Genomic DNA, 5061 nt, shown 5'->3' with positions numbered 1-5061 from the left:
GTCGATGAATGGACCCAAGAACAGTTTTTGCGGAACAAAAAAGAGCTGGAGTCCCAAGGGATTAAAGTGTTGCTGGTCGATACAATCCTCAACTCCATTGACGGTGCCGAAACAACCCTCTATGCCCCGCCGCTTCTCAAAAATGAACCGGAGGGAAGTGTGTTTGTTTTCTACTGCGACAGCGGAAAATCGACCAAGGCACGCTTGGGGGAATTTCGTAGCAAATTTCCAAACCATGTGTGTATCAGTTTGCGTGGGGGGCGAGGGTATTGGCGCAAAAATTTGAGGGTATAACAGAGGCATGCGAAGACTTTATCCTATCCATTCGCGAATCGCGTTATTACGATGCCCATGAAGATTTGGAACATGTCTGGTATCCCAGACGGTTTGAGGAAGAAGATGAGGTGAAACTCTGGAAAGGGTTTATCAATGCGGCGGTCAGCTTTGAGCTGATAAGTCGAGGACGTTGGGACGCATCCCAAAAAGCGTGGCAAACGTATCTCAAATACAAACCCCTTTTGGAGCGTATTGTTACCCCACATAAAGAACTCTACGTTACAATAGTACAAACAATAGAACAACAAAGAGGTGCCTTATGTCCGAGTTCTTAGACGCGATGGCGTTTCGCCATGCCTGCAAAGCGTTTGATAGCGAAAAGCAGATTCCTGCCGAGCAGTTTGACTCGATGCTGGAAGTGGTGCGAAAATCTCCTTCATCTTTTGGGATGGAGCCGTGGAGATTGATCGTCATTCGCAATCCGAATCTGCGCAAAGCGCTCAAAAGTGCGTGTTGGAACCAAAACCAGATTACCGATTGTTCGGAATTGGTGATTTTTACGACCGATAACGATACGGTGCGAAGCGACAGCCCTTATGTAAGAAAGATGTTTGAGCGTCGAGGATTGCCTACAGAAGCCGTTGATATGTATATGGGAGTGTACAAAAACTATTTGGAACCGATCGAAGCCGATGAACTGCTATTGGAAAACTGGACGGCCAAACAGTGTTATATTGCGATGGCAAACATGATGACGTATGCGGCAACTCTCAAGATCGATAGCTGTCCGATCGAAGGATTCGATAAAGAAGAGGTCGAAGCGATTTTGGATCTCGAATACGGACACAGCGTCGCCGTTATCTGTGCATTCGGGTATCGTGCCAAAGAGCAAAGTGCTCAAAAACGGCTTGATCTGGCTCAGATCGTCGAATACCGCTAAGAGAAGGTAGCTTATGTTGCAAAAAATCGAACATGTCGAAACCAAAATCGAGCATTACACCAATTTGGCAATCAACTACACTACCGACTACGGTTTAAAGCTTCTGGGTGCACTGGTCATCTTTTTTGTGGGCAAATGGATTGTTCGAAAGCTCATTGCTTTGATGCGAAAGGGGATGGTTAAATCGCGTGTCGATGAAACACTGATCAGTTTTGCCACCAATGCGATCTATGTTGCTCTGATGGTTGCGGTTCTTGTGGCGGCAGCCAGTAATCTTGGGATCGATACCACCTCCTTTGTTGCCGTATTCGGTGCCGCAGGTTTGGCAATCGGCTTGGCGCTCAAAGATACCCTTGCCAATGTCGGTTCGGCGGTACTCATTATCTTCTTTCGACCGTTCAAAGTGGGCGATTTTATCGAAGTTTCCGGAGTAATGGGGACGGTGAAGATTATCAATCTGTTTTCCACGACACTGACAACCGCGGATAATCGCTCCATCATTATTCCGAACGGAACACTCATAGGGGGAAATATCATCAACTATACGGGAAATAGTACACGTCGTATTGATATGGTATTTGATATTGATTATAAAGACGATTTGAGATTGGCGAAAGAGGTTATTATGAATATTCTCCTATCCAATCCTAAAGTTTTAAGCGAACCGGCTCCCGTGGTGGCAGTAGGAGCGCTTGCTATGAATTCGGTTCAAATTTTTGCCCGCCCGTGGGTGAAGGTAGAAGACTACTGGGATGCGATGTTTGAGATGACGGAGGCGGTAAAACTGGAGTTTGATAAAAACGGCATTTCTATCCCGTTTCCTCAAATGGTAACCTATGTAAAACATGAAGAGTAATTAGCGATTGTTAATTCGAAAAGCGAATGTTGCTGCTAAGGCAGTAACCGCACCCGCTACAAAAAGATACGCTGGTGCGTATTGATAGACAAAACCGGCTCCAATAGCCCCCACAAATCCTCCAAGACCGTACGAAAGACCGAAGAAGAACTGCTGAGCCAACCGACGTGCTTTGTAGAGAGAAAATAGCACGCTGATGGCGGCGGTATGAAAGAGGGCAAAGCTGAAGGCATGTAAACTCTGAGAAGCAAACAAAACAAACAGTGAGTTAGGAAACAGCGAAACCAAAAGCCATCTAACAGAGGTAATCGCAGCGGTTATCCAGAGCAGGGCATTGAGATTGCGATGGAGCAATCTGCCTTGAAAATAGAACATGATGATCTCTGCAATAACCCCAAAACTCCAGAGCCACACGGTAGTATCCATCGAAACACCGTGATCGGTGGCATAGATGGTGAAGAAGTTATAAAACGGTCCAAAACTCACCTGCATCAAGAAAAAGCCGATCCATAGAGGGATATGGTTGCGGATTGAAAAACCGCATTCATTGCCTAAACCATCGCAGTTTGTGGCAGGTTCATGAGGCTCTTTGTGTCCGATCCAAGAACCGAAAAAGAGTGTCATAAATGCCATAGCGATGAGAAAAACAATACCGATGTGCGGAGAGCTGAGGTATTTGACTAAAACCAACGCAATCGCGATAAAACCGAATGAACCGAAGAGACGGATTTTTCCGTAGCGCTCTTTTCCGATATGCTCAAGTGCGATAACTTCGATAAAGGGGAGAATGAGGGCAATCCCGATTCCAAAGAGGATATTGACAAAGAGTAGAGGCCAGAAGAAATCGAGCGAAGGATAAAAGCCGATTGCTCCGAGTGTCATGAGGCTCAGCGCGGTATAAAAGGTTTTTTGGTGGAGTTGAAATCCCTTGAGAAATAAAAACGGTATCGCAAAACGGACCAGTGGAGCAGAAGCCAAAATAATGCCGATCTCTGATGGCAAATACCCCACCATCGAGAGAATTTTTGGGACAAAAATGACATGTACCCCGATAAGGGCAAAGTAAAAAAAATAAAAAGAGGCGATTAAAACAGCCACGTTAAGCGACGCGGATGACGGCGGTGCCGCTGATGAGATCGTGGAGTGCCCGTTTATCTTTTCGGAACAATCCGACAAAAAAACCGATCAGCGTGATGAATGAGAGGAAATATCCGATAAATCGGAGGATGAGTTTCCAATAGGGGGCATTTTGAAGGGTTGAGGCATCGACGACACGGATGCGGGCAAGTTTTTTCCCCGGAGTTTGACCGCTTCGGTGCCAAAGCCACACATAGGTGATCAAAAAAAGGCTCATTTGTATTATAGAACCGATCGGATTTGGGGGATTGGTCTGTGCTTTTGGGTCATGCATCAAAACATCTAAGCCGCTTGCACTGTGCATTTGATCGTATCCGAACAAACTCATTGTAATCAGCGATATCGGGATTCCGATCATAAAAATATCGGTTGCAAACCCTGCTGCACGTGACCAAAACGGGGCAAATAATGTGATCGGTTTGGAAGGTTTTGGGTCTTTTTTCGTTTTAAGGGCTCGCCATCTCATACTAATATTGTAGCTTGTTATCCATTAAAGCGCACTAGTGCGCTGAGCCTTCTGTTTACGGCGTCCGGAGAGTTTAGTATAAACCTCGACGGAGTCGACTTCTTGCATAACCCAGCTTTCCATTCGTGGTGAGCTTGTCGAACCATGAACAAAACACCCTTCGACAGGCTCAGGGAGAACGGTGTAAAAAATACATCTTAGAGGTTATGCAAGAAGTCTATTTTTTATCGCAACAAGTCTATTGTATCTCATTCTTCTGAAGGAGGTTCTTAAAAGTGGGGTTCTCTTTATAGTGTAAACTGTATCAGTGCGCCCAATTCAATCCTTTTTAAAGCAAACCGATTAATGCAACAAGCAATACTGGTGGGGTGACGATCATCCCCACTTTCATATACTCACCCCATCCGATTTTGACCCCTTTTTGTGCCAATACATGAAGCCACAGCAAGGTAGCAAGCGAACCGATCGGAGTCATTTTTGGTCCCAGATTACATCCGATGATATTGGCATAAGCTAATGCAGTGTTGCCCGCTTCTCCAATCGCGATATCCATCACCATAATGGTGGGCATATTGTTCATGACGGAGCTGAGGGCAGCAGCCAAAAAGCCCGTGCCGATGATTGCATAAGAATTTCCCATGCTCTGCATTTGTGTGATGATATCAGCGAGGTGAGTGGTAAGACCGTTGTTTTTAAGCCCATAAACAACGACATACAGTCCGATACTGAACCACACTACTTGCCACGGTGCCGCTTTGATCGTTAGAAGAGGTTTAGTCGCTTTAAAGTAAGTCGCAATGGCGAGGAAGATCAATGCGCCACCGAGGGCAAATACCGATACGGGGAGATGATAGCGATCCCCGATAAAATACCCTACCATTAACAATGCCAAAAACCACCAACTGAGTCGGAACATCGTCATGTTTTTAATCGCCGATTCGGGAGATGCAAGATGTTCGATATCGATAAGATCAGGTATATCTTTACGAAAGTAGATCCATAATACCGTGATTGAAGCAATGATACTGAGTAGGTTCGGTAAAGCCATCGTCTTGGCATATTCCCAAAAGCCAATATGAAAATATCCCGCTGTCACGATATTGGTCAAATTTGAGATTACGAGCGGATTGCTGGCGCTGTCCCCGATAAATCCCCCCGCCATCAAAAAGGCAAACATCGGGAGCGGCTTCATTTTCAAATATTTCATTTTTGCCAGTACGATCGGAGTAAGGATTAATGCCGCTCCATCGTTGGCGAAAAATGCCGCCACCAATGCACCCAAAACCATCATATAGACGAACATCACATGACCATTTCCCCGTGAGAGACGCACCATCTTCAGTGCCGCCCATTCAAAGAAACCGATTTCATCAAGCACCATCGAGA

Annotated in this window: 7 protein-coding genes; 4 read left to right on the top strand and 3 right to left on the bottom strand. The window is 45.6% G+C overall.

Annotated elements, in window-relative coordinates; genetic code table 11:
* The 4 genes from JHC35_RS03735 to JHC35_RS03720 form a co-directional block, all read left to right on the top strand.
* A partial coding sequence (locus JHC35_RS03735; protein WP_295042127.1) for a hypothetical protein occupies nt 1–294 on the top strand: 294 nt, incomplete at its 5' end.
* Nucleotides 270–611 carry a DUF309 domain-containing protein gene (locus tag JHC35_RS03730; protein ID WP_295042125.1) on the top strand — a complete coding sequence of 114 codons (342 nt, stop codon included), beginning with the start codon at nt 270–272 and terminating at the stop codon, nt 609–611. The genes JHC35_RS03735 and JHC35_RS03730, both read left to right, overlap by 25 nt.
* Nucleotides 596–1216, top strand: coding sequence for an NAD(P)H-dependent oxidoreductase (locus JHC35_RS03725; protein ID WP_295042123.1), 621 nt, complete (start codon nt 596–598; stop codon nt 1214–1216). The genes JHC35_RS03730 and JHC35_RS03725 overlap by 16 nt, the downstream gene beginning before the upstream one ends.
* Before the next feature lie 13 nt (nt 1217–1229).
* Complete coding sequence (locus JHC35_RS03720) at nt 1230–2072, top strand: mechanosensitive ion channel domain-containing protein (protein WP_295042121.1); 843 nt, start codon at nt 1230–1232, stop codon at nt 2070–2072.
* On the opposite strand, the gene JHC35_RS03715 is transcribed toward JHC35_RS03720, so the two are convergent.
* The 3 genes from JHC35_RS03715 to JHC35_RS03705 form a co-directional block, all read right to left on the bottom strand.
* Complete coding sequence (locus tag JHC35_RS03715) at nt 2073–3170, bottom strand: MFS transporter (protein ID WP_295042119.1); 1098 nt, start codon at nt 3168–3170, stop codon at nt 2073–2075.
* Between the two features lies 1 nt (nt 3171).
* Entirely contained in the window at nt 3172–3675 is a 504-nt protein-coding gene (locus JHC35_RS03710) for an RDD family protein (RefSeq protein WP_295042117.1), read from the bottom strand.
* Nucleotides 3676–4003: 328 nt separating this feature from the next.
* On the bottom strand, nt 4004–5061 hold a 1058-nt coding region (locus JHC35_RS03705; RefSeq protein ID WP_295042115.1), incomplete at its 5' end, for an arsenic transporter.

Source organism: Sulfuricurvum sp. (assembly GCF_022759005.1).
Classification (GTDB): domain Bacteria; phylum Campylobacterota; class Campylobacteria; order Campylobacterales; family Sulfurimonadaceae; genus Sulfuricurvum.
This window is presented reverse-complemented; position numbering and strand designations above follow the sequence as displayed.

What these genes read in the sequence shown, in the direction of transcription:
- JHC35_RS03725 (WP_295042123.1), top strand. Translation starts at nt 596, where the DNA reads ATGTCCGAGTTCTTAGACGCGATGGCGTTTCGCCATGCCTGCAAAGCG.
- JHC35_RS03720 (WP_295042121.1), top strand. Translation starts at nt 1,230, where the DNA reads ATGTTGCAAAAAATCGAACATGTCGAAACCAAAATCGAGCATTACACC.
- JHC35_RS03710 (WP_295042117.1), bottom strand. Translation starts at nt 3,675, where the DNA reads ATGAGATGGCGAGCCCTTAAAACGAAAAAAGACCCAAAACCTTCCAAA.